We start from the raw sequence: 23,437 nt of genomic DNA on the forward strand, positions 1-23,437 counted from the left end.
CTTCAAAATGGAGCCCACTCTATCCAAACCTTCTAAAATATGTTTTTGGTGCAAGGATGAAGGTGAACAATAATGTGAGTAAACTTGCAATAAAAAAACAGATTGAATATACCGGTATGATTTTTTCCGGTACACGATCATCAATTTCCAATCCTAAAAAATGAACCTCAATACCATCGCCATTCACATTTGTCCCAAGGGACCAGAGCTCTAATCCTTTCAAAAACAATGTAATAGTTAACGTGACAAATACAAACAAAATGAACGTACGAATAAGTTTGGTCATGCTTGCACCTCCCATCAATTAGGGTAACATATTTTTCCAAACCCAAAAAGACTACTTTTGTAATTTTCAGCCAATTATTCAATTAGAATATTTCTGAATCCGAAAGTTTCGATTATGAAAATAATCTCCAATTGTGATATTATTAGTCTACTAGTATATGAAGAATAGTTTAGGAGATGGAAAAAGATATGCCAACTTGGCAACGAAATTTATGGGTTCTCTGGATTGGTGTCTTTTTTACGGCTTCCGGTTTTTCGATGGTTATTCCATTTTTACCAATTTTTCTATTGGAAATCGGGGTGCACGACCACACCGAATTATGGTCAGGACTAATCTACGGGGCCGCCTTTTTTGCGGGTGCATTTGCGACTCCGTTTTGGGGAAGAATTGCCGACAAATACGGACGCAAACCAATGATCGTTCGGGCAGGATTTGCCCTTTTTCTTGTTTACACGTTAATGGCTTTTGTCACAAACGCGTATCAAATATTAGGTCTTCGATTAATGCAAGGCTTACTAAGTGGATTTATACCTGGCTCCATTGCCCTTGTAGGTACTAACACGCCAACGAAGAAGGTGGGTTATGCCCTATCGATGATTTCATCTGCGGCAGCAACAGGGATGATTCTAGGTCCTCTTTTAGGAGGAGGAATGGCAGAGCTTTGGGGTAATCGCTGGGCGTTTGCCAGTGCAGGAATCATAGTCCTACTGGCAACAATTTTAATTATCTTTTTCGTAAAAGAGGAAAATTTCAAAGCAAACAAGGAAAAAGGCTCTGTTATCAAAGACTTTCGCATTGCGATAAACAACCGCCCATTCTTGCTTGTATTAATTCTGACGCTTATGGTCAGCTGTTCTACGATGATTATCGATCCGATCTTGCCGTTATACATTGCTGATATCGCAAGCCACACAAACTATGCGACCTTACTTACTGGTTTTGTCATTTCCTTACCTGGTCTAGCAAGTGCACTTTTTGCACCTGTATGGGGTAAATGGGCGGATAAGGTTGGTTTCCACCGCGTTCTATTTATCGGACTTTTAGGGGCAGCAATCGGTACTTTAGCTCAAATCGTCTTTACCCAAATCTGGGGCTTTTCTTTCATACGCTTTGTCTATGGCGTATTCTTCTGTGCGGTCTTCCCTGCGTTAAACGGATTAGTCGTCAAATCAACACCAGAAGATTTCCGGGGCAGAGCATTCAGTTTAAACCAAACAGCAAACCAAATCGGCGGAATGATTGGTCCGCTATTAGGTGGTTTACTCGGAGGCTTATTTCCAACACAAATCCTATTCACCGTAACAGGCGCTTTGCTTCTAGTTGCAGTGGCGACAGCATACTTAAATGGTGATCAACGGAAACGCACGGTAAAACAACAGCTCCTTGCAAAGAAATAAATAGATGGACACGATTACGCTAGGCTATCAACCTAGCGTTTTTTGTGTGTTTAAGACTCATTCAACATTTTTCAGAAAGTTTAATTTCCTAATGACCAATCCCGTCTTTCACGAATATTTTATCCTAAAGAATTTGAATCTTGTAGGTGAAAAAATGGATCTCAACTTAAAATTATATATTCGTCAAGATGCGTTTATCTTAATTCCTGTTCTCTATTTCATTGGCCTCATTTTAAAAGAAACTCCCTTCATTCCAGAATGGACACATAGATGGATTCAGTTAAGCTTCGCAATTTTCGCCTGTCTTCTATACTATGGGTTTATTATCCAATCCGTTGTCCAGGCGATTCTTGTCACAGGAGCAACCATGATCTCCGAAGACCTTATCAAAAACACCATCCACGGTATCAACACAGCTATAAATAAAAAGGATGAATAACAGTCGAGTTCACATCGATATTTAGAGACATCCATGGAAAGAAAAGCCACCTCACTTAAATGGAGTTGACCAATTTACAAAGAACCTAAGGAATAAATTTAAACCGCGGTCACAGATGCCACGGTTTAAATTTTGTATGACCTGAATAATTGCCGTAGCATGTATTCCAAATTCTTTTCATAGATGGGTTTATGTTATGGGTTTTTCTATATTTATCCAACTCTTTTCATATATAGCGTTTATGTTATGAGTTTTTCCACCTTTATCCAAATCTCTTTTCATATATAGCGTTTATACTATAGGTTTTACCATCTTTATCCAAACCCCTTTTCAAATATAGTGTTTTTGTTATGGGTTTTTCCACCTTTATCCAGACCCCTTTTCATATATAACGTTTATGTTATGAGTTTTTCCACCTTTATCCAGACTCCTTTTCATATATAACGTTTATGTTATGAGTTTTTCCACCTTTATCCAGACCCCTTTTCATATATAACGTTTATGTTATGAGTTTTTCCACCTTTATCCAGATCCCTTTTAATATATCGCATTTATGACAAGACCTTTTCCATTTTTCGCAATACCTTTCATTGCCACGCTCCTGACTTTATAGGTTGATGAAACCATACCAGCCCAGACCCACACCCTACACATAAACCTTTCATATGATACAGGGAGTATCGAAGTGAGGTGATATAATGACAGAAAAAGTATTTAATTTGATTGTAGCTGCTGTCATCGGCTTCCTTTTATGCTGTGGGGTGTATTTCTATGTAACAGAGGACAAACCAAATCCTGCAACAACGACTCCTGCCACAGAATCACCACCGACTCCCCCTCTTGCAAACAAAGATCAAAATCAAAAGTCTCCAGCAGAAGAACAAAACCAAGATCAAAAACATGAGGAAGAAAAACAAAAAGAGCAGGAAAAACCACAACAAACAGAGCAAAATAATGAAAACAATAAACAAGAACAACAACAAGATCAAAACAAGAATGAAACGAAAAAACCTAGTGATAATCTGCCCGAAGTCGTATGGGGAATTGATTCAGCCAGTGAAACAACCAAGGATTTTTATGCTTGTGTAAAAGAAAACTTTGGTGACCCTATTGTGTTTGGTCGTTACATCGGTGGGCGTGATGGAATCTCAGTTGGCCTTACAGCTGAGCAAGTGAAAATCATACATGCTGAAGGAGATTTTATCCTACCAATCTACAATCATTTTAATGACGCTACCGGTTACGATAATGGTGTAGCACATGCAAAGGATGCACTTAAGCTAGCAGGTGAAATAGGCATCCCCGAGAATATCGCCATCTTTGCCGATATTGAACCGGACTATCCCGTAGATTCAGAGTTTATCAATGGCTGGTTTGATACAATCGTAGGTTCAAAATACAAATCTGGAATCTATGGAGTGTTTGACCCCGAACAAGCTTTGTTTAAAGCCTATCAAGAAGCTGGAAAAAGCAATGGTGCTATCCTCGAACAAAACTATATTTGGACAGCCGCACCGAGCGTAGGAGTTACGGCAGAATCAAAAGCACCAGAGTTTAACCCATCCGCCCCGGCAGGCTCACTCGCATGGGGTTGGCAATATGGTCTTGAATCAAAAAGCTGCAACATTGACACCAATCTATTCAAACGAGAACTCGTCGATGTGTTGTGGGGACCGTAGTTTGTAAACAAAATAGAAGCATGAGATTCTTTTCTCATGCTTCCACTATACTATTCAACTATTCGATTGCTGCATGTAAACCTCTTCATACGGCTGAACGATAACAAAGCCATCTCCTTCAAATCTCATTTGGATTGACTCCCCACTTCCACGTCCGACGAAGGTTTTAAATGAGATATCGGTTTGGAACTCTGGCTGAAGATTTCCTGACCATGCAACTGTTGCATTTGGGTCGGTGACAACCGGTTTCCCTGGGGTTACACGCAATGTGAGTGGCTCGTAATGAGTTGTAATTGCCAACATTCCACTTCCCTCACAACGAACATTAAACAATCCACCTGCCATCATTCCAGCAACTCGTTTCATTAACTTGATTTCGTGCTTTAAGGATGGTTCAAAGGCTAGAAGGTCATTTCCATTCACGTAAATTGCTTCATTTTGCAGCTGAAGGATGATGATTTTTTTCCCACTATCGGCCAGGTATAGCTTACCTTGCCCGTTTGCTTTCATCAGAGATGCCCCTTCTCCTGTCAATGCTTTTTTAAACATATTTCCTAGACCATGCTCAAGAATTCCCTCTCGTTCATACTTAATTTTTCCATTATACGCAACCATCGAACCTGCTTTTGCCCAAACCATGCCATTAAGATTTACCTCAAGCATTCTTGGAGTTTCTAATTCAAATAGACCTTCCCCTTTGTCCTCTTGCTCCGTATTTTTAATGAATTCCGCAATCGAATATTTATTCATTTCACCCACATCCTTTCGTTAGTTTGTTTTACGATTCAAATTGTAAAAAGGTTTCATTATGTAAAGCTTTTGTAAACATCCTCTATGTGACTTTAAAAAATCAAACTTGAATGCTATAATTCCGATATCGGTTTTCGATATTGGCTTTCTATATTAAGTTGATTGGTGGTACATAAAGTGGAAGAAAAGATATTACGAAAGCTCTTTCTTGGGTTCATTCAAATACATATTTTACATCATGCACAGGAGCACCCCATTTACGGTGCATGGATGCTCGAAGAATTGAGAGAGCACGGCTACAACATTAGCTCTGGAACGCTCTACCCAATACTCCACAGTATGGAATCAGATGGACTTTTAAGAAAAGAGGAAAAAAATGTAGAAGGAAAAATTAGAAAATATTATACAACCACTGAAAAAGGAAGTTCCATCCTTATCGAAGCTAGAAATAAAGCCTATGAGCTTTTTAAAGAAATTAAGGATTAATTTGAAAGGAGAATAGAATGAAAAATTTACTAGAGATTCTTTTCGTCTCAACTAGACTAGGATTAACATCCTTCGGAGGACCTGTTGCCCATTTAGGCTATTTCCACGAAGAATACATCCGCAGAAGAAAATGGATGGATGAAAAAACGTATGCGGACCTGGTTGCTTTGTGTCAGTTTCTACCCGGACCAGCAAGCAGTCAGGTGGGAATCGGCATAGGTGTCATGCGTGCCGGTGTACTCGGTGGTATTGTTTCGTTTCTTGGATTCACCCTACCATCCGTGATTGCGCTGATTGTTTTCGCCATCATTCTTCAAGGTTTAGATGTTGGAACTGCTGGCTGGATTCATGGTTTAAAATTAGTTGCTGTCGCCGTCGTGGCACATGCCATCCTTGGTATGGCGCAAAAGCTAACACCGGATTTACCCCGAAAGTCATTAGCTCTGTTTGCGCTAGTAGGAACACTATTATGGCAAACAGCCTTTACACAGGTAGGAGTAATTCTCATTGCGGCAATCCTAGGATTTGTCATATTTAAAAATCAAACAGACAACGAAACTACAAATCTACAGTTTCCAATATCTAAAGGGTTTGCTGCGATTTGTTTGACATTGTTTTTTGGTTTGCTGATTGTTTTACCGATTTTAAGGGAAGTTACTTCCTTGGAATGGATTGCGATGTTTGACAGTTTTTATCGTTCTGGCTCACTTGTTTTTGGTGGCGGTCATGTGGTTTTACCGTTATTGGAGCGTGAATTTGTACCAACAGGATGGCTTAGTGAAGAAGCATTTTTAGCCGGATATGGTGCAGCACAAGCTGTTCCGGGTCCACTCTTCACGTTTGCTGCTTATCTTGGTGCCGTGATGAATGGTTGGCAAGGTGGACTACTTGCAACAGTCGCTATTTTCCTTCCAGCGTTTTTACTTATTTTAGGAACACTCCCTTTCTGGGATTCTCTTCGACGCAATCCTAAAATTAAAGGGGCTTTAATGGGGGTAAACGCGGCAGTAGTTGGAATTTTGATCTCGGCCTTCTATCACCCAATATGGACCAGCACTGTATTTGCGCCTATTGATTTTGCATTTGCTGCCGTTTTGTTCAGCATGCTTGTCTATTGGAAGCTGCCACCTTGGATTGTGGTTGTAACAGGAGCCATCGGCGGAGCCATTATAGGTTTGTTCTAGACTACCAGTTTGGTAGTCTTTTTTTATACCTTTTCGTTGAAAAGTAATAGATGCAACCAAGAATAGCGTCTCACTCTTTGAAAATCGCAAAATGAGGGTACAAATAACACCTAATCTTACCCTCACTCTCCATAAATACCAAATTGACGGTACGAATATCGTCTAATCTTACCCTCACTTTCCTTAAATAGCAAAATGAGGGTACGAATAACGACTAATCGTACCCTCACTCTTCCATAAAACCAAATTGATGGTATGAATAATGCCTAACCATACCATCACCCCTTCAAAATTTGCATTCAAATGGAACGAAAATCCCCTAAATAACCTCTATCAACTTAATCTTCCTCATCCTCACGAAACAGCTCCTCCAAATACCGTTCCCGGCGATTTAAGAATCCCATCGTGATCTGATAATGCTCGGTCTCTTCATAGGCAATCTCCTCAATCGGAGATGCATCAAAATTGTAAATCTGAGCACCTGGGTACCCTAGTAAAATCGGTGAATGTGTCGCAATGATAAATTGCGCATCTCCCCTGCTCGCCAGTTCGTGTATCACTCGCAAAAATGCAAGCTGTCGTGCCGGAGATAACGCAGCCTCTGGCTCATCCAAAAGATAGAGACTTTGAGCGCCAAATCGGTTTAAAAATAAAGACAAAAATGACTCACCATGTGATTGCTCATGTAGCGACTTACCACCATACCCCTGATAGTTAAAAGTAGGATCTTCCTCGGCCAATTGGTCCAAGTATGACGCAAATTGAAAAAAGCTCTCTGCTCGTAAGAAGAAGCCTTGGTTAATTTTCGGCATCCATGAAAGCCGAATATAGTCACTTAATGCGGGCGCCGCATCTTCAAATGTATAAAAATTATTTCTTCCGCCACCTCCAGTATTAAACCCACACTGATGGGCGATTGCCTCAAGCAAAGTCGACTTACCAGACCCATTTTCACCCACAAAAAACGTCACGCGATTATGAAAATCGAGCTGGTCCAGGCCCCTAATACTTGGAATAGAAAAAGGATACTCACGTACATTATGCATTTTTTCCGCCAACACTTTCACACTATGTAAAAACAAGCTTAATCACCACACTATTCTGATACAACCATTTTAACACGCAAGTTCTAATCTTCCACCCATTTCCATCACATTTGGATTATTATATCTTGATAATATCTGGCAGACATGATAAAATTCTAAAAATTTACCAATAAAGGAGACCTGACAAATGAGATATGTTACATTAAAAGACATTTTTAATCATCGGATTGCTCAAAAGTACCTGTCTCGCTCAGGGAAGGCACACGCGATTGCTTGTGCGTATCATGCATTTAAAATGGCGAAGGAGCGAAATGTATCAGTCGATCTAGCAACAAAGGCTGCATTGCTTCATGATATGGGACACTACACGTGGTATAAAAACGGAAAATGGGATTACAGCATGTACAAGGAAAATGATATTCATGCGATTAAAGGTGCGGAGCGTGCTCATAAATTATTGATTCGTTTAGGTGAAAATCCAAAGTATGCCAAGGAGATTGCCTATGCGATCTTATTCCATACAGATTCCTATATCGAGGAAGGATTTATCAAGCGAACACCTCTGCAGGCCATCACAAAGCTTGCTGATGAAATGGATGAAGAAAAAGGCGGCCTCCATCATTATCGTCAAATTGAGGAGGACAAAGCGAAGAAAATGATTGCCAGATTAGACGAATTAGTAGAACAAGAAATGATAAATCAGCAATAAAAAGCGTTGATCCCACTACCTGGACCAACGCCACAAACCCTAGAAGAAACGTTTCTTCCAAAAGATATAAGCAGTAATACTTGATAAAATAAACGAAATCGTAATCGCAATTAAAAAGGAATATTGGTATTCCTGGAACGGAATCGATACGTTCATTCCGTAAAAGCTTGCGACCATTGTTGGCAACGATAGAATAATTGTAATCGAAGTTAAAAACTTCATGACAATATTTACATTGTTGGAGATCACCGATGCAAAGGCATCCATCATTCCACTTAAAATCGAGGTATGTGTTTCTGCCATTTCAATCGCCTGTTGATTTTCAATGATGACATCTTCAAGCAATTCCTGATCATCTTCATACATTTTCAAATAATTACTTTTCAACATTTTCTGCATGACAATATTATTCGATTTCAAGGAGGTTGTAAAATAGACTAAACTTTTTTCAAAGTTTAAGAGTGAAAAAAGCTCCTTGTTTTTCATCGATTGATGAAGTTCTTTCTCAATTAAATCCGTTTTCTTGCTTATTTGCTTTAAATATCTGAGATATAAGGTTGCCATCGTATAAAGAATTTGAAAAGCAAACCTTGTTCTTTTAAAGGTAAAAAAGTTTTTGATTTTCCCCTCGGAGAAACTATGAAAGATCGGATTATCCTTTAAACAAACCGTCACAAAACAATTTTTGGCTATAATGATTCCTAATGGAATGGTGTCATATATCGGGATCTCATTTTCATCCATGGAAACCGACGGAATGTTGACAATGATTAAAATGTTTTCCCCGTCTTTTTCAATCCTAGACCGCTCTTCTTCGTCCAATGGATCCTTGATAAATTCCACAGGTATTTCGAGTGTTGATGTGATTTCATTGATTTCTTTTTCAGTTGGAGCAATTAGGTTAATCCAGCAACCGTTTGTAATAGTCGTTGTTTCCTGTAACTTTCCCTGCTCATTGGATAGATAAATATTTAACATAAAATAACCTCCTCTTTTTCAACGAGGAAGTCAAAAATCTTCACCAGTTAAAGTTGAATTCTTATTTGTTTTCCAACTTACGAAAATTGGTTCATTAATGACCTCCCCTTTTTTCGACGCGGGATCAGGGTCGTTACACAAATGACTACTCATAAAAATTCAACTCCTTTTTCATTAGAATACCGTAATATTGTACTCGAAAAATCGGTGTTTGTAACTACTTGATTTTTCCCAACCAAAATTTCTCAAAAAAAAAGCCCAAGAAAAAGCTTTCGAAAGCCTTTCCTTGGACTCCATCTTTTCTTATATTGCCCAATCACCTTTACGAAAAACCGGCACAACAGTACCATCTTCTTTAATCCCGTCAATATCCATTTCACTTGAGCCAATCATGAAATCAACATGAACGGTTGAAACATTCAAGCCATGTTCTTTTAATTCAGCTTCATTCATCTTCGTGCCACCTTGTAGGTTCGTTGGATATGCCGCACCAATCGCAAGGTGATTTGACGCATTTTCATCAAATAAAGTATTGAAGAAGGTAATGCCTGATTGTGAAATTGGCGATGGGTCTGGCACTAACGCAACCTCGCCAAGACCTGTTCCACCTTCATTATCGAAAACCAATTTCTTCATGATCTCATCTCCGGTTTCTGCAGAGATGTCAACAATTTTGCCATCTTTAAAATGAACCTCAATCCCTTCGATTAATGTCCCAGCATAGCTTAATGGCTTTGTGCTGCGAACCACTCCGTCCATACGGCGTGTATCAGGTGCCGTGTACACTTCTTCAGTCGGCATATTTGCAATAAATTCTTCCTCATTTGGATTATAGCTTCTTGCACTTTCCCAAATATGATTCTTCGGTAAACCAAGTTTAAAATCTGTGCCTGGTGCTCTGTAATGAAGCATGTCAAACTGAATTTCATTTAATTTTGCTGCCTTTTCATTCAACATTTTTGTATGCTCTTCCCATGCTGCTACTGGGTCGTCCTCATACACTCGGCATGTTTTAAAAATTTGATCCCAAAGTGCATCCACCTGTTCCTCTGACGATGCTAGATTCGGAAATACTGTTGCAGCCCAGCCTGCCCCAGCTGCACCTGCAACAGTCCATTTTAAATCATTATTTTGTGTTGCAATACGTTGCACTTTGAAAGCTTTAGCAGCTTTGTTTTGAAATGCTGAAATTTTAGCAGGATCTACTCCACTTAAGAAGCCTGGATCACTCGACACAATCGATAGACGACAAACCTTGTGATTGAGAACATGATCCTCAGATTCTTGAATTTCGTACTCAGGTATATCTGTTAACACCTCTTCTGGCTGGTGTAAATAATGTTCTTTTGTAATTTCATCATCAGACCATTTTATAATGACTTTTTCTGCTCCTAATGAATAAGCTTCTTTTGTCACTAGACGAGCAAGTGGTGCTTGATCAACGGTAATCGTCACTTTTACCCAATCACCTTTTTGCACATTTAGTCCATTAGCTACCAAAAGCCTTGCATATTTTTGTAAATTTTCTTCGAAGTTTGGTAGAACCATTTTAATACCCCCAATAAAATATGTATGTTTCTATACTAGCATAACCCGTTTTAAAATTACTAATGATTCAATGAACTTTAACACTCATATATCACTTTCCAACCAAAGAACGATGCCCAAGAAAAAGCCTTAGCCATTGGGCTGGCCTATCAAAGCATTCACTTTTATTTTTACTGTGAGGTGTCAAGTATAAGTGCCAGCTAAGGGCACGCTGGACACATGCTAATTCATCCGAAATGCGCAAGGCTTTGTCTAATTCCGTTATGGATGCAAATTTTGTCCAAGGTTCTAGGTAGAAAGGGCGAAATTCATTCACCATTCCGAGCCATTCGGATTCATCATGGATTAGATCATCAAGCGCATGCCAGAATATTCGCGTACTAAAAAACGGATGGGAAACGGATGCATCCCCCCAATCAAAAAACACGATGTTGTCATTAACGATTCGTATATTGTTTGAATGGAGATCCCCGTGTTCAATTGAAGCTGGCAATATTGAGTCCATTTGATCACACATTGATTGAAGTTCAGGTTGAAGTGACATCACCTTCTTCGTTTCATCCTCTGTTAGACCTGTTCCACACATTTCTTTTAAATGCTGTTCAATTTCTTGTTTAAGAATAGGCATTCTACGATCAGGAACACCCATTTTGATTAGGCTTTCCACTTCTTCCATTTGAGAAATCTGTAACTCTGCATATTCTTGTATGGCTCGCCAATAGAGCTGTTTATCCTTTATATTTCGAAGGGGTTTTCCCTTCAAATCTTCCATCAGAAACCAGCCTTCTGATTCGTTTAATGCTACTATATGAGCCGTTTTACCCTGTAATCTCAAATCTAAATGCTTACTTACTACAGCTTCATGTTTAGTGGACAGTCCATTTTCCTTATAAAATAAAACTCCACGTTTTGTAGGAATTCGTACAACTAAACAAAAATCAGTATCTTTGACCTTTTCAACACTACCAGTGATTTCATAACCTGCATCTTTGGTTACAGTATGTAGCCATTTTTCTGAATGCCCTTTCATAAAAAGCACCCTCTTTACCTAAATTTATTCCTTATTAGTTTCTATAAAACATGTTCTACTCCTTTATTTATACTAAAAAAGAGCAAATCAATTATGATTTGCTCTAGTCCATTGGAACCTGCAACTTAAACCTTAACTCGTCCTTACTTAAATCAAAGGTATCGACTTCAACCTTCGTGTCGCTCTTCATTTTCATCTCAGACAAATAAACATAAATGTCTTGATTTTTTGCATCAATCTGAACCCACTCAGGTAGATTGTAATAGTCATTAATATAGCGTAGAACAAACGTAACCGGTAGGCTCACTTGACCAACAGTAAAAGCCTCCTGCTGTAAAAGTAAATCTCCGTTCTCAAGTACCTTAGGCTTAAAAGTCATAACCATATCAATCTCTTTACCAAAGACTTGAATCGTCCCGAGCAGCATGACCCTTTCTGTCAACAAGACCTTATAGTTTAGAGGATTATCCTTTGCCTCTTTTTTCAAAAAGTTATTAATAACCCTTGTTAGATCCTCTTTGTTTGTTTCGACGGATAGATTCACATAATCATTCGAAACCACTTTTTCCTTCGGGGTCACTTCTTTATTAGGTGTAAAAAGCAACCCGAAAAAAATGAGGACACATACCAGATTAATCGAAAGTAATGTTAGAAATAAGACCTTCCATTTATTTTTTATCTTCATCAAAGACCTCCTCTACGAAGGAAATCACTCTACCATGATTGCTTCAAAAATTCTTTCACTCATTAATTCATACCCTTTTGCGTTTGGATGAAACTCATCTTCTGCCAATAGATTATCACTCGTCTGGCTAAATACATCATCCACTTCTACAAATTTAGTATGTTCAAATTCAGTAAGAATGTTTTTACTACCTTCGTTCCAATTGTCAACAATCGTATTAATTTCAGTTGAAAGATCAATAAACCAACCGAACGGATTATAAAGCCCTACTAGTACAATTTCTGCATCACTATTATAATTTCGAATATTTTCAAGGACTTTATGGAGACGAACCTCATATTTTGCCTGTTCTTTTTGAAACACATTTAATGATAAATCAAAAAGATTTTCTTTTACAATTTTCATTATATCATTACCACCGATTGTAATGATAATAATGTCTGCATCGGCAATCCCTTCTTGAACTTCCTTATTCTGCAATCGATTAAGAAGATCTGTTGTTTTATGCCCTTTCACACCGAAATTCTCAAGCGTCACGGATTTCACTTCTTTTTCACCAAGTAGCTTTTCCTCTAGTAAGGAAGTATACCCCCCTTGCTTTGTCTCATCACCGACACCCTTTGTAAGAGAATCACCGATTGACGCAATTTGAAGATCCTTTGGGATAAAATCATCCGGAATTTCCTGCTTCGGAGTGAGTCCTGTATCATGGTCACTGGTGGCTATACCTGTTGTTGCCGGTATCCCCCCAGAACATCCACTCATCAATAAACTAGTGATAATAATGGCTAAAAATGGATTTCTCATCTTGGTCACCTACATTTCTCATTGTGACTATTGTCTACAAGTTTAGTATTATAGCATACGTAAAAAAACCTTTAACGATTACAGTTTCTGTGAAACTCTGTAATATTTATATTCGGCTTGAAAATTAAACCAAATCACAAAAAATGCTAAAAAGACGCCTACATGGACGTCTTTGCTTTAAACGGCTTGACTTGCACTTTCTTCTCCTAGTGTAAGCGTATGAATCGTAATTTCGGGATTGCTTCGCACACGAATATTAACGCCCGTTTGCCCTAGTCCTTCATTAATATAAAATGGTTTTCCATCATGGGAATGAAGACCTTTTATCATCTTCATTCTAACAAGTTTCCCCATTTTCACCAAGTGATAGGGCTTTGGATAACAGATTTGTCCACCATGAAAATGACCCGATAATAAATAATCAAAATGATAATCCTTCATATCTAGGACAAGGTTTGGATCATGGGTTAACACAAGATTATACCCAGCCTTTAACGAAGCATATGATTTTTCGAGGTTACTTAGGTTCGAACTAGAATCATCGATTCCAATGATATTCAAACGATGCCCTTGAATGACGAGTGTCTCATTTTCATTTTGAAATGTTTTAACTCCGTGTTCCTCTAAAAGCTGCTTTAATTCTTCAAAATTCTTTTTGCGTAAAAAATAATCATGATTACCAAACACTGCATATATTCCACGTGTAGGGGCTAGCTTATTTAATGCGTCAAGATATGGCACAAGCTTAGGTATACTACGTTTACGATCTAAAAAATCACCCGTAATCGCAATTAAATCAACTTTTTCAGCTTTAACTTTATTATATAATTCTTCGGGAGTAATTGATAGATTTTCAAGATGTAAGTCTGATAGATGAAGAACATGAATTTGTGTTGGATTCACAAAATCCTTTGTTGGCGTAACATTAATTTTATTTACATTTACATTGTATGTGTTTTTATTTGCTTTCCTAAAAAAATAGAAAACCATCATAATTATAATAAAAAAGATAAAAAATTTCATAAAAAAACACCACCTTTTCTCCTTCCATTATAAATACTAGAATTTGAAAAGTTAGTGGTAATGAATGGATACCTATCGATACAATTCAAAAAGTGTATGTTTAGACATAAATAAATACATGGGGTGTCTACGAATACTTTGCCCCGAAATAGTTGAGACAGCCATACAATACATCGGGAGAAACACAATCAACTTAAACCAGAGATAAATTTTATTTGAAATCGCAATTGATTCAAAACCCAATCGCCGGCTCCCCTTGTTTAATGCTGTAATGCCAACGAGACCCTTGATTTCATTTTTCTTGGGATGGTTATGGAGATAATCAGCAACCCCTGGCAATGCTTGCTTCACTTGTTTATAAATGAGTCTCGCCTTTGATGTTTCTCCTTTCATACCAAGGAGCTCCCTTAGTAGTATCACATTATGAAGGTGAATTTTGATTAATAAGTCGTTTTTCTTAATTTCCGTTCCATCTGCAAGAACACACGACCGACCTTTGTATTTTGTTACTTTCACCCGCAGTATCTCACTATCCTCTACATATGTAAGCCTTGTAAATGCATAATATAGTGGATCAAGAAAGGTCCAGATGGTAATCACACACAGCTTCATCCTAGCGAGCATCAGTGCATCCCCTTTTACAATTATTTCATTTTTCATTTTCTCTAATTGGCGTGAATTTTATTTTGGAAAAGTAAGGTAGGATGAGAGATTGGTTCTTTTTATAAACTATAATCAAAAAATAAAACGAAACGAGGTTATTCTCATGAAAAAAGAACGCGAAGATCAATCTGTTTCGAAACAAGAATTCCCGGAGCAAATCTCAAGTGGCTGCCATACCTTCACTAGCCATGAGCTATTCTGGAGAGAGCTTGAGACAATTGTGGTGGATGGGGTTGAATTAGCAGAGGATTGAGTTTGGGGATTTGCTGATTAAATCTGTTATGTATAGACTTTTGGGGAGTTTTGGAAAGGTTCATGATATAAATGCGGATTTTAATTGACTTTTGGATAATTTAGGAAAAAACCATGACATAAACTCAAGATATGCGTTGGCTTTTGGATAATTCAGGAAATAACCATATTATAAACTCAAGATATGCGTTGACTTTTGGATAATTCAGGAAAAAACCATGACATAAACTCAAGATATGTGTTGACTTTTGGATAATTCAGGAAATAACCATATTATAAACTCAAGATATGCGTTGACTTTTGGATAATTCAGGAAAAACCCATAACTTAAACTCTAGATATACGATGACTTTTGGATATTTTAGGAAATAACCATAGCATAAACCCTAGATATACGTTGACTTTCGGATAATTTAGGAAATAACCATAGCATAAACTCTAGATATACGTTGACTTTTGGATATTTTAGGAAATAACCATAGCATAAACCCTAGATATACGTTGACTTTTGGATAATTTAGGAAATAACCATATTATAAACTCAAGATATGCGTTGACTTTTGGATAATTCAGGAAAAACCCATAACTTAAACTCTAGATATACGTTGACTTTTGGATAATTTAGGAAATCCATAGCATAAACTCTAGATATACGTTGACTTTTGGATAATTCAGGAAAAGGCCCTAACATAAACGCAGGATATTAGTCCAATTTTGGATATTTCCGGAAAAAGCTACTGCATAAAAATAATAAAATTCCCCCAACCACGCAAAAAGGACTCCAACGAGGAGTCCTTTTTCCATCTTAAAGGATTGTCTTAATATCCTTTATAATTTCATCATACGGAGTGTCTGAAACCCCATCGTATTCTTTCAATACCGTACCATTTTGGTCAACTAAGTAAAATTTGATGACATGTAAAACTTGATCTTGACCTTCAGGTTTAGCAACTAACGCTTTAAAGCTGTCTTTTGCAAATACGGTAATCTCATCAATGCCATAGCCGGTTAACAAATGCCAGTTTGATAAATCATCACTGTAACCTTCTGCATATTCTTTTAGCATTTCAGGAGTATCCACTTCTGGGTCAACTGAAAAGGAAACGAATTCAACGTCTAGTCCCTCGTCTTTAACCATGCTTTGAAGCTTGGCCATATGAGCAGTCATTGGCGGACAAACGGTGTCACATTGTGTGAAAATCATATCCGCAATCCAAACTTTCCCCTCTAAATCCTTCAAGCTAAAGTCTTCGCCATTCTGATCCACATAAGTGAAATCGGAAACCTCATAATTTAATGCATTTGGAATTCCACTACCGCATGCAGCTAAAACAAAAATAAGTGCGATCACAATTAAAAATTTTATTTTTTTCACGTTTTCACCTACATTATCATTTTACCATTCAATAACTCATTTTAAAGAATATGTGACAAACTTACAACCAATATAGCTGTGAACAATTTTTGAACATATTGAATAGCGTGTCAACATAAAATGGACAAGGAGAGTGAGTTTCAGGAGGTTACGCTTATGAAATTCGATTATTGCTATCAGAAAGGTCATGTTAATCAATGCCTAAAGTTGTAATTACCTATATTTGTATTGTTTTTGGCGCATTTTTACAGGGGCTAGGTATGTCCTTATTCCTGTTTCCTCATAACATTCCTTCCGGTGGTGCCGCAGGGCTTGCGATTTTAATGAACCACTGGGTACAACTTCCATTAGGCTTGTCCCTTTGGATTGTCAATTTCTCCTTTTTAATATTAGCTTTAAAATATTTTGGATTTTCTTGGACTGTCAAAACAATGATAGCTGTTACGATCACATCTGTTACAGTGAGTTATGTATCAACCCTTGGCTCATTCCTTACCCCGTTTTTCTGGCTGGACCTTTTATGCGGCGCTGTGATTTTCGGAGTCGGAGTCGGGCTTTTGATAAGAAGTGGTTCATCAAGTGGAGGGATGGTCATCCCGACGTTAATGATTGCCAAATATAATGATTGGTCACCAGGCAAAGTTATGCTTTGGATGAACTTTTTTATTTTTTTATTAACGGCATCTGTCATTGATATTCGAATTGTCTTTTATGCCATTCTTTGTCAAACGGTATCAACGAATATCATTGATTTTATTTATCACCTTAGAGCCCCGACCTTTATCACAACAAACCAGCTAGGTTGGAGAAAAAAGTAAAAAGTAAGAAAGCTAGGTTCACTTTCTTACTTTAAAGAATTTCCTTTTGTTTTAAATAATGAATAATTGATTCAACTGATTGTGAGATGGTTAATTGGTCTGTTTCGATCACCAGTTCTGGATCGTCCGGTTCTTCATATGGAGAGCTTATTCCGGTAAAATCGGAGATCTCTCCTTTTCTTGCTTTTTTATATAAGCCCTTTGGGTCACGATTTTCACAAACAGATATTGGGCATTTCACATACACCTCAATAAATTCCCCTTCAGGAAACAATGCTCTCACCTGTTCGCGGTCTTCACGAAACGGTGAAATAAATGCTGTTGAGACGATTTGCCCACTGTCCACAAATAACTTGGAAACCTCACCAATGCGGCGAATATTTTCTTTACGATCTTCTTTGCTAAAACCAAGCCCTGCATTTAAGCCGTGTCGAATATTATCCCCGTCAAGGACATAACTTTGCACATTTTTTGAAAAAAGCATCTGGTCAAGGGCATTTGCTAATGATGATTTTCCAGAACCTGAAAGACCGGTAAACCAAATCACACAGCTTTTATGTTGATTTTGTTGTTGTCGATCTTGTTTCGTTACTGTTGATTGGTGCCATATAATATGTTGTTCTTCGCCCATAGTCCCCACCTTATATCTTCGAATATTGTTCAGCCATGCCTCGAATGAGTACCTCGACTACTTCTGGTCTGCTAAATTCCTTTGGTGGTTTTTTTCCCGCTTTCAGCATTTCTCGTACCTTTGTTCCTGATAGGATGACATGATCTTCCTTATTGTGCGGACAAGTCTTGGCGGACGCCATATTTCCACACTTTTTACAGAAAAAGCTATGCTCAAAAAATAATGGTTGAATTCCTAGTTCTTCTTCCGAAAAATGACTAAAAATATTTTGTGAATCATAGGTGCCATAATAATTTCCAACCCCTGCATGGTCACGTCCTACGATAAAATGTGTACAGCCATAGTTTTTCCGAACTAATGCATGAAAAATCGCTTCCCTTGGGCCTGCATACCGCATCGCAGCTGGAAATACAGATAGGAACACTCTGTTTTTCGGATAATATTTTTCTAGCAGAACCATGTAGCTTTCCATTCGAATATCACTCGGAATATCATCCTCTTTCGTTTCACCAACTAACGGGTTTAAAAACAATCCATCGACTACTTCTAAAGCAGATTTTTGAATATACTCATGTGCACGATGAACAGGATTCCTTGTTTGAAATCCGACTACCTTTTTCCAGCCTAAGTGCTCAAACACCGCTCTAGTTTCTATTGGATCCAAATAAAAGGTCTCGAACTTCTTTTTCTTTGGACGTTTGACAAGATGGATCGGACCGGCGATATAAACATTTGGTCTTTCATATAATTTATTGACGCCAGGGTGTTTGGTGTCCGTTGTCCGATATACCTTAAAAGCTTCCACTACTTTGTCTGGGATATATTTTTCTGTTACTTCGATAATTCCGTAAACTTCACTGTTTTGAACCAATCGAACCTTTTCACCGATTGCGATCTTCTTTGCTGTTGAATTGTCTACTGCTAATGTAATGGGAATAGACCACGGAAGCCCATTTGCAAGTCTCATCGACTGAAGAATGGATTCGTAGTCGGCTTTTCCTACAAAGCCTTCCAGCGGACTATAGGCTCCTACCGCAAGTAATTCCAAGTCACTTAACTCCATGTTGCTTAGTTCAATTTGTTTGTCGATTTCTTCATGGTTAATTGTTGGATTATAACGATTAACCAGTGTACCGCCATGCGGTTTACTTAATACCACTTTCAAAACCTCCATTTACATGTAATCCGCATTCTGTTTTATCGGAATTAGCCCATCTGCCTGAACGCATATCGCCATTTAGCGCTTGGTTCGTACAGGGTGCACAGCCAATGCTCGGATAATTTCTGTCGTGCAATTCATTATAGGGAAGGTTATTAAGCTTGATATAGGTCCAAACATCGTCCCACGTCCAGTGAATAAGCGGACATATCTTTATGTTTTTAAACTTTTCGTCCTTATTTAGATATTCTGTATTTTTTCGGGTTGGTCCCTGTTCACGACGCAAACCCGAAATCCAGGCCTTTGTACCAGCAAGCACCTCATTTAATGGTTCAATCTTTCGAATTTGACAGCATAAATTCGGATTCGTCTTCCATAGCTCATCACCGTATTTTCTAGCCTGTTCCGTTAGATTTAATTCCGGTTTCTTCATTTCTATATGGAGATTCGGATATTTTTCTTTTATTTTATCAATGAGTTCATATGTTTCTTTAAAATGGAGCCCTGTATCTAAAAAGACAATTCTTGCCGTTTTATTTACTTTTGATATGAGGTCAATTAAAACGATTCCCTCCGCCCCAAAACTACATGCGTACACAATATCTTCAGCTGAATATGTGCTATATGCCCACTTTAAAATGTCGTAATAGTCTTTGTTATTGTTCACAACTGCTGAAACGATTTCCTCATTCCAATTTTCATATGTGATGGCGCCCAATCTGGAGTTCCTCCTCTCCAACCTCGATTGTTAGCAACTGATTATTTTTTATCTCGAGTTGATTCATTTGATCGATGTTGCCAAATCTATGATAGGATAGGCAAGCTCGGATCCAGGACCCATGCCCAAATACTAAAATCGACTCGTAGTTCTTGTATTTCTCAATAAATGTGATGATACGTGTTTCTAAATCTGCAATCTTTTCCCCTAGCACAATTTCACGCGGGTTTGTATACCAATTATGTTTATGTGTTTCAATAAGTTGCTGTTTTTCTTTCCCCTCAAATTTCCCGAAATGAAGCTCATTCAACAATTGCTCAATCTCAAAATGGTTATACCCATAGGCTTTCGCGGTTTGTTGTGTTCGGAGTAGAGCACTGGTTAACACTAAGGAGTAAGGGTATTTTAATTGTTGTTTGTTTTTTTCGATTTCCTCTTTGTTAGCCTCACTAATTTCTAGTATTGGAATGTCACGAATACCTTGAAGAACCCCTTTCTCATTCCATTCGGTCGGAAGATGCCTGATTAAGGTAAGTTCCATGTTTTCTCCCCCATGAAAAAGGTTTCGCTTCGTAGTCCCATCCTTTGTGCTTCCAACACAAGTACATCATTAATTTTGACGTTACCAAGATTGACATTTGTACCAAATTGGTTGATGAAAAACATTTGCTGCTTAGGTGTTGGTGCTTCGAAAATAAGCTTATTGACGTCGATATTTTTTGAAATCTGATCAATTAACTCCGTGTTAACATTCCCTTTCGAGTTGTAGATACCAGCGGTACCTGAATCTCTTCCTTCCGTTATGACATATCTACAGCCCGCTGCTAGTAGCAAGTTAATTTCATGCTCCCATTCAGATAACGGCATTTCCTTGTCTTGATCCTTCGAACCCACTTCCGCAATCACATTAAAATGTTTTTTTAATTTTCTGATGAGTGAAAGCCTTTTATGAAGTGGGATATCCACTGTTCCGTTTGATACTTCAATCCATTCTATTCCAAGCTCTTGTAGGCATTCGGTATATTCTCCAAGCTTTTCCTGAACGTAGCATTTTTCAAATAGCGTTCCGCCACAATATGGGATGACCTTATATTTTTTATAAAGATTGATTTTTTCTTGTAGGTTTGGGGTTACATAAGCGGAGCCAATCCCGATTTTTGCGATATCTATATAAGCATGGTAATCACGTAAATACGCCTCTAACATGCCAATAGGCGTACCAAAATCAGCAATTGATGTAATTCCATAGCTTCGTTCTCCCTTTGTTCGCAATGGAACATCTAGAAAGTCCATAGGCATAAATCCTCCTTTATCAACAAGCACTAATTCATCCGTTTTAAACTCTATTTTGTTACATACACCCATCTTCTTACAGTTGCTATGTTATTCAAAAATAGGTAAATGGTGTATAGAATGGGCTTTTCTATTGCTCCTTTAACTGGAAACTACTTACTGAATAGGTATCATCACAAATTGAAAAAATAGTAAGGCATTAATTGATTTAAATTTCACACCGTATATAAGGAGATGCAAAAACTTGTCCAGCAAAAAAAATTCAGCAATGACAATTGTTGCGATTGGTTCAATTCCACTGATCCTTGTACTTGGTAATTCAATGCTCATCCCTGTCTTACCTCAAATGCAAAAAGAATTAGATATTAGTCAATTTCAGGTGAGTCTTGTCATTACTACTTTCTCAGTAGCAGCAGCGATTTCAATCCCATTGCTCGGTTATTTCTCAGATCGCTTTTCTAGAAAAGCCGTGATCATACCTGCACTCATTCTTTACGGTACAGGTGGACTACTCGCTGGGGCTGCATCCGCATGGTTTTCTAATCCATATTTTTGGATCATGGCTGGTCGGGTTATGCAGGGAATAGGAGCAGCAGGTACTGCACCTATCGCAATGGCACTTACAGGTGATTTATTTAAAGGTGGCAAACAAAGCCGCGTTTTAGGGCTAGTTGAAGCCTCAAATGGCTTTGGAAAAGTCATTTCGCCGATAATAGGGTCATTACTCGCCTTGTTATTTTGGTATGCGGCCTTTTTCGCTTTCCCAATCTTTTGTTTAATATCTGTGCTTCTCACGGTCTTTTTCGTGAAAGAAAAAAAACAAAAGAAAGAACCACCTCCACTCAAAAAATATGTTCACGGATTGTTTTCGGTATTTAAAAACGAAGGTAGATGGTTATTTACAGCCTATTTGGCTGGCGCAACTTGTTTATTCACCCTGTTTGGTATTCTCTTTTATTTATCTGATGTACTTGAGAAAACCTATAATACAGATGGAGTTCTTAAAGGAGCGATTTTAGCCATTCCCCTTTTATGTATGACGACAACTTCCTACATTACCGGGAGTAAAATCGGGAAAAAAATGCCATTAATGAAAAAGCTCATCATCATTGGGTTAGCGCTCATGACCGTTTCATTTGCACTGTTAGTGTTTTTTGAAAGCCTGATTCCGTTTATTGCAGTGTTGGCTATCAGTAGTATCGGAACCGGACTTGTACTGCCGTGTATTAATAGTTTTATCACCGGTTCAGTTTCAACTGAAAAGCGAGGTTTCGTTACCTCCCTTTATGGCTCAGTTCGATTTTTAGGAGTGGCAATTGGTCCGCCTATTTACGGTTGGTTAATGAACTGGTCACGTTCAGGAATGTTCTTAACTACCGCTTCATTGACACTTGTCGTTGGTCTGTTATGTATGATATTGATTCGGGTGAAAAAGAAAAAACCGAGCAAGGAAACAAATGATTCTGTGTTCAAAAAATTGCAGTTTACGTAAAAAGGAGGAATTGTCTTGCAAATATTTGTTTCCCCAGAGTTGATCAAGGAAGAATGCCAAATTTTAAATATCGTCAATCAAGATAAAAAGGCACTTGGCTATATTGCATTCTTCTTTGATGATAAAAAAATGTATGTCTATGGACATTGTGAGGAAATGGGTGTCAGTAAGGATTTCAAAGATACAATCACACCGTACATCCAAGGAATGGCTAAAGCAAAGCCGGACCTAGACATTCTCTCTTATATTTCAATTGGTGGAGAAAAACTGGATTTATCGGATGAAGAATCAGAAAGTGAGTAAGGATATCGGTTTCGATATCCTTTTTTGTTGTCTAATTCGTCGTGCTATGCATTTCTTATTTTGACAAAATGGTGAATTCATTATGTGTGAGGAAGGGATATGTTAAAATGAGCTTACAATGTAAATGAAAGGTTTGTTTTTATGAAAAAACTTGTTGTCTTTCTCATGCTTATTCTCGTGTTTGGATTATTTGGATGCTCCCAAAATGACGATGCTCATGATGCCAACGGCGAAGAACATGTTATAGGAGATATACGCGAGGAAACGGCTTCAATCGATGTGATGCCATCTTTTTTAGATGGTAAGTCAGAGGAAATGGTGACAATTTATAAAGCTGCTGCCATGCATCAGGATCTTTTAGAATCAATGCCTTGCTACTGTGGATGCGCTGACTCTGTAGGTCATCGAGATAATTATGATTGCTTTGTTCATGATAATAAAGGCGATGCGGTCGTTTGGGATGATCACGGCACTAAATGTATGGTATGTTTAGAAATCGCTGCTACAGCCGTATTAGAATATTCAAATGGTAAATCTCCAAGTGAAATTCGGGCAATGATTGATGAAACCTATAAAGAGGGTTACGCTAATCCAACACCTACTCCAATGCCGGAAATCTAAAAAATGACGTGTGAAAACTCACACGTCATTTTTTAGATTTTCGACAAATTATATTTGAGTGGAGC

27 protein-coding genes are annotated in these 23,437 nt (G+C 38.1%); 11 read left to right on the top strand and 16 right to left on the bottom strand.

Annotated features, from left to right (window positions below):
• Window positions 1-19: 19 nt before the first annotated feature.
• Window positions 20-286 carry a hypothetical protein gene (locus DZB84_RS10615; protein ID WP_116352238.1) on the bottom strand — a complete coding sequence of 89 codons (267 nt, stop codon included), beginning with the start codon at window positions 284-286 and terminating at the stop codon, window positions 20-22.
• Window positions 287-474: 188 nt separating this feature from the next.
• Between DZB84_RS10615 and DZB84_RS10620 the strand changes: the two genes are divergently transcribed.
• From DZB84_RS10620 to DZB84_RS10630, 3 genes are all read left to right on the top strand, one after another.
• Window positions 475-1,683 carry an MFS transporter gene (locus tag DZB84_RS10620; protein ID WP_116352239.1) on the top strand — a complete coding sequence of 403 codons (1,209 nt, stop codon included), beginning with the start codon at window positions 475-477 and terminating at the stop codon, window positions 1,681-1,683.
• A 154-nt stretch (window positions 1,684-1,837) separates the two neighbouring features.
• On the top strand, window positions 1,838-2,122 hold the full coding sequence (locus DZB84_RS10625; protein ID WP_189655218.1) for a phage holin family protein: 285 nt from the start codon (window positions 1,838-1,840) through the stop codon (window positions 2,120-2,122).
• 698 nt (window positions 2,123-2,820) lie between these two features.
• Window positions 2,821-3,801, top strand: a complete 981-nt coding sequence (locus tag DZB84_RS10630) for a glycoside hydrolase domain-containing protein (protein ID WP_116352241.1) — start codon at window positions 2,821-2,823, stop codon at window positions 3,799-3,801.
• A 54-nt stretch (window positions 3,802-3,855) separates the two neighbouring features.
• Here the strand turns inward: DZB84_RS10630 and DZB84_RS10635 are convergent, their stop codons facing one another.
• Window positions 3,856-4,551: an AIM24 family protein gene (locus DZB84_RS10635; RefSeq protein WP_116352242.1), complete on the bottom strand. Its 696-nt coding sequence runs from the start codon at window positions 4,549-4,551 to the stop codon at window positions 3,856-3,858.
• 177 nt (window positions 4,552-4,728) lie between these two features.
• On the opposite strand from DZB84_RS10635, the gene DZB84_RS10640 reads away from it, so the two are divergent.
• The gene (locus DZB84_RS10640) at window positions 4,729-5,037 is read left to right on the top strand and encodes a PadR family transcriptional regulator (RefSeq protein WP_116352243.1); all 309 of its coding nucleotides are present in this window, start codon (window positions 4,729-4,731) and stop codon (window positions 5,035-5,037) included.
• Window positions 5,038-5,054: 17 nt separating this feature from the next.
• Window positions 5,055-6,221 carry a chromate transporter gene (locus tag DZB84_RS10645; RefSeq protein ID WP_116352244.1) on the top strand — a complete coding sequence of 389 codons (1,167 nt, stop codon included), beginning with the start codon at window positions 5,055-5,057 and terminating at the stop codon, window positions 6,219-6,221.
• A 338-nt stretch (window positions 6,222-6,559) separates the two neighbouring features.
• Here DZB84_RS10645 and DZB84_RS10650 read toward each other — a convergent pair whose 3' ends face one another.
• Window positions 6,560-7,303 carry an AAA family ATPase gene (locus DZB84_RS10650; RefSeq protein WP_116352245.1) on the bottom strand — a complete coding sequence of 248 codons (744 nt, stop codon included), beginning with the start codon at window positions 7,301-7,303 and terminating at the stop codon, window positions 6,560-6,562.
• Between the two features lie 151 nt (window positions 7,304-7,454).
• Here DZB84_RS10650 and DZB84_RS10655 point away from each other — a divergent pair, with 151 nt between their 5' ends.
• Window positions 7,455-7,976, top strand: a complete 522-nt coding sequence (locus tag DZB84_RS10655; RefSeq protein ID WP_116352246.1) for an HD domain-containing protein — start codon at window positions 7,455-7,457, stop codon at window positions 7,974-7,976.
• Window positions 7,977-8,015: 39 nt separating this feature from the next.
• Here DZB84_RS10655 and DZB84_RS10660 read toward each other — a convergent pair whose 3' ends face one another.
• The 7 genes from DZB84_RS10660 to DZB84_RS10690 form a co-directional block, all read right to left on the bottom strand.
• Complete coding sequence (locus DZB84_RS10660) at window positions 8,016-8,954, bottom strand: magnesium transporter CorA family protein (RefSeq protein ID WP_116352247.1); 939 nt, start codon at window positions 8,952-8,954, stop codon at window positions 8,016-8,018.
• 303 nt (window positions 8,955-9,257) lie between these two features.
• Window positions 9,258-10,502, bottom strand: coding sequence for an aminopeptidase (locus DZB84_RS10665; RefSeq protein WP_116352248.1), 1,245 nt, complete (start codon window positions 10,500-10,502; stop codon window positions 9,258-9,260).
• A 91-nt stretch (window positions 10,503-10,593) separates the two neighbouring features.
• Window positions 10,594-11,532 carry a phosphotransferase gene (locus DZB84_RS10670; protein ID WP_116352249.1) on the bottom strand — a complete coding sequence of 313 codons (939 nt, stop codon included), beginning with the start codon at window positions 11,530-11,532 and terminating at the stop codon, window positions 10,594-10,596.
• 103 nt (window positions 11,533-11,635) lie between these two features.
• Window positions 11,636-12,217: a YpmS family protein gene (locus tag DZB84_RS10675; RefSeq protein WP_116352250.1), complete on the bottom strand. Its 582-nt coding sequence runs from the start codon at window positions 12,215-12,217 to the stop codon at window positions 11,636-11,638.
• A 24-nt stretch (window positions 12,218-12,241) separates the two neighbouring features.
• Entirely contained in the window at window positions 12,242-13,024 is a 783-nt protein-coding gene (locus tag DZB84_RS10680; RefSeq protein WP_116352251.1) for a GDSL-type esterase/lipase family protein, read from the bottom strand.
• A 177-nt stretch (window positions 13,025-13,201) separates the two neighbouring features.
• Complete coding sequence (locus DZB84_RS10685) at window positions 13,202-14,047, bottom strand: metallophosphoesterase (protein ID WP_116352252.1); 846 nt, start codon at window positions 14,045-14,047, stop codon at window positions 13,202-13,204.
• Window positions 14,048-14,119: 72 nt separating this feature from the next.
• Window positions 14,120-14,671, bottom strand: a complete 552-nt coding sequence (locus DZB84_RS10690) for a YkoP family protein (protein ID WP_116352253.1) — start codon at window positions 14,669-14,671, stop codon at window positions 14,120-14,122.
• A gap of 142 nt (window positions 14,672-14,813) precedes the next feature.
• Between DZB84_RS10690 and DZB84_RS24900 the strand changes: the two genes are divergently transcribed.
• On the top strand, window positions 14,814-14,963 hold the full coding sequence (locus tag DZB84_RS24900; RefSeq protein WP_189655219.1) for a hypothetical protein: 150 nt from the start codon (window positions 14,814-14,816) through the stop codon (window positions 14,961-14,963).
• Window positions 14,964-15,767: 804 nt separating this feature from the next.
• Here DZB84_RS24900 and DZB84_RS10700 read toward each other — a convergent pair.
• Window positions 15,768-16,337, bottom strand: coding sequence for an SCO family protein (locus DZB84_RS10700; protein WP_189655220.1), 570 nt, complete (start codon window positions 16,335-16,337; stop codon window positions 15,768-15,770).
• A 197-nt stretch (window positions 16,338-16,534) separates the two neighbouring features.
• Between DZB84_RS10700 and DZB84_RS10705 the strand changes: the two genes are divergently transcribed.
• On the top strand, window positions 16,535-17,155 hold the full coding sequence (locus DZB84_RS10705) for a YitT family protein (protein ID WP_116352255.1): 621 nt from the start codon (window positions 16,535-16,537) through the stop codon (window positions 17,153-17,155).
• Window positions 17,156-17,186: 31 nt separating this feature from the next.
• Here the strand turns inward: DZB84_RS10705 and cysC are convergent, their stop codons facing one another.
• Genes cysC through DZB84_RS10730 form a run of 5 tightly spaced genes read right to left on the bottom strand, consistent with a single transcriptional unit; the run spans window position 17,187 to window position 20,956 of the window.
• Window positions 17,187-17,786 carry an adenylyl-sulfate kinase gene (cysC, locus tag DZB84_RS10710; protein ID WP_116352256.1) on the bottom strand — a complete coding sequence of 200 codons (600 nt, stop codon included), beginning with the start codon at window positions 17,784-17,786 and terminating at the stop codon, window positions 17,187-17,189.
• 10 nt (window positions 17,787-17,796) lie between these two features.
• Window positions 17,797-18,945, bottom strand: coding sequence for a sulfate adenylyltransferase (gene sat, locus DZB84_RS10715; protein WP_116352257.1), 1,149 nt, complete (start codon window positions 18,943-18,945; stop codon window positions 17,797-17,799).
• Window positions 18,932-19,663: a phosphoadenylyl-sulfate reductase gene (locus DZB84_RS10720; protein ID WP_116352258.1), complete on the bottom strand. Its 732-nt coding sequence runs from the start codon at window positions 19,661-19,663 to the stop codon at window positions 18,932-18,934. Before DZB84_RS10720 ends, sat begins: the two co-directional genes overlap by 14 nt.
• Window positions 19,644-20,204: a histidine phosphatase family protein gene (locus tag DZB84_RS10725; RefSeq protein WP_116352259.1), complete on the bottom strand. Its 561-nt coding sequence runs from the start codon at window positions 20,202-20,204 to the stop codon at window positions 19,644-19,646. Before DZB84_RS10725 ends, DZB84_RS10720 begins: the two co-directional genes overlap by 20 nt.
• Window positions 20,189-20,956, bottom strand: coding sequence for a phosphosulfolactate synthase (locus DZB84_RS10730; RefSeq protein ID WP_116352260.1), 768 nt, complete (start codon window positions 20,954-20,956; stop codon window positions 20,189-20,191). The genes DZB84_RS10725 and DZB84_RS10730 overlap by 16 nt, the downstream gene beginning before the upstream one ends.
• A gap of 268 nt (window positions 20,957-21,224) precedes the next feature.
• Between DZB84_RS10730 and DZB84_RS10735 the strand changes: the two genes are divergently transcribed.
• From DZB84_RS10735 to DZB84_RS10745, 3 genes are all read left to right on the top strand, one after another.
• Window positions 21,225-22,448, top strand: a complete 1,224-nt coding sequence (locus DZB84_RS10735) for an MFS transporter (RefSeq protein ID WP_223254434.1) — start codon at window positions 21,225-21,227, stop codon at window positions 22,446-22,448.
• Window positions 22,449-22,463: 15 nt separating this feature from the next.
• Window positions 22,464-22,751, top strand: coding sequence for a hypothetical protein (locus tag DZB84_RS10740; RefSeq protein ID WP_116352262.1), 288 nt, complete (start codon window positions 22,464-22,466; stop codon window positions 22,749-22,751).
• Between the two features lie 141 nt (window positions 22,752-22,892).
• Window positions 22,893-23,372: a PCYCGC motif-containing (lipo)protein gene (locus DZB84_RS10745; RefSeq protein ID WP_116352263.1), complete on the top strand. Its 480-nt coding sequence runs from the start codon at window positions 22,893-22,895 to the stop codon at window positions 23,370-23,372.
• Window positions 23,373-23,437: the final 65 nt, after the last annotated feature.

Source organism: Bacillus sp. HNG (genome assembly GCF_003400205.1).
GTDB lineage: Bacteria > Bacillota > Bacilli > Bacillales > Bacillaceae_L > Ferdinandcohnia.